Annotated in this window: 1 protein-coding gene; it reads left to right on the top strand. The window is 47.1% G+C overall.

Translation table 11 applies throughout. The annotated features are described in order from the left end of the window. The coding region (locus AUR66_RS06575; protein WP_058571682.1) for a restriction endonuclease subunit S at nt 1–1,156 on the top strand (1,156 nt) is incomplete at both ends.

The following is a 1,156-nucleotide window of genomic DNA, read 5'->3' as shown; positions in this document are numbered from 1 at the left end:
TGAGGAGACGTTCGAGTACATAGATATCGAATCTGTTTCACAGGGGACTATCGACCAGTCAAAGACGATTCCTGTTGAAGATGCTCCGAGCCGTGCAAAACAGATAATTAACGAAGGAGATACACTCGTCGGCAAAGTTCGTCCCTATCTCCAAGCGTTCGCTCCAGTGGATGAGGAGCACGACGGAAAAGTATGTTCGACCGGTTTCGCGGTACTATCTGCTAAAGAAGCTGTTTCCTCGTCGTACATTACGCAGGCAGTCCTCAGTAAATACTTCCTCGATCAGATGACGAACCGAATGACAGGTACAAGTTATCCTGCAGTCAATAAATCTGACTTCCAAAACGTGCGCTTGTTTGCCCCGCCACTCTCCGAACAGCGCCGAATCGCCGAGATTCTCACGACGGTTGACAAGCAGATTCAGCAGACAGACAAAGTCATCGAGACGGCCAAAGAATTGAAGCGGGGACTAATACAGGACCTGTTTGAAAAGGGAATTGACCAGAGTGAACTCACAGAGGTCCAGGTTGGTCCACGAGAGTATCGGTTACCAAAAAGTTGGACTGTCGTACAAATCGGTGAGGCCATTGATGATAATCTCATTACGGCTCACCAGGATGGGAACCACGGCAGCCAATACCCCCGGAAAGATGAATTTGTAGATGAAGGTGTCCCATATCTCTCGGCGAATATGCTATCTGGTGGACGAGTTGACTTCTCCGAGGCAAAATACCTAACACCAGAACGTGCAAGTCAACTCCGAATCGGCTTCGCAGAAGACGGCGACGTCCTCCTTGCTCATAATGCCACTGTTGGTCGTTGTGCTATATTAAAAACAGATACAGAGACAACAATAATTGGAACTTCGCTTACATACTATAGGTGCAATGACGAATTATTACATAATAATTACCTGATGGCATATTTCCAGAGTGGACTGTTTCAAAAGCAATTAGAAGACGTTATGGGTCAATCAACTCGAAACCAGGTTCCGATTACGAGACAAAGAAATCTCGACCTGGTATTACCCCCCGTAGACGAGCAGCGTGAAATTGCAGATATTCTGTCGTCGGTTGACGAGAAGATTCGGGAAGAATTGCGTTGTCGCAAAAAACTCCAAGAACTCAAACGGGGCCTCATGCAGGACCTCCTCACT

It is taken from the genome of Haloferax profundi (assembly GCF_001469865.1).
Taxonomy (GTDB): Archaea; Halobacteriota; Halobacteria; order Halobacteriales; family Haloferacaceae; genus Haloferax; species Haloferax profundi.
The sequence above is the reverse complement of the archived record's forward strand: the minus strand, read 5'-3'. Positions and strand labels throughout refer to the sequence as shown.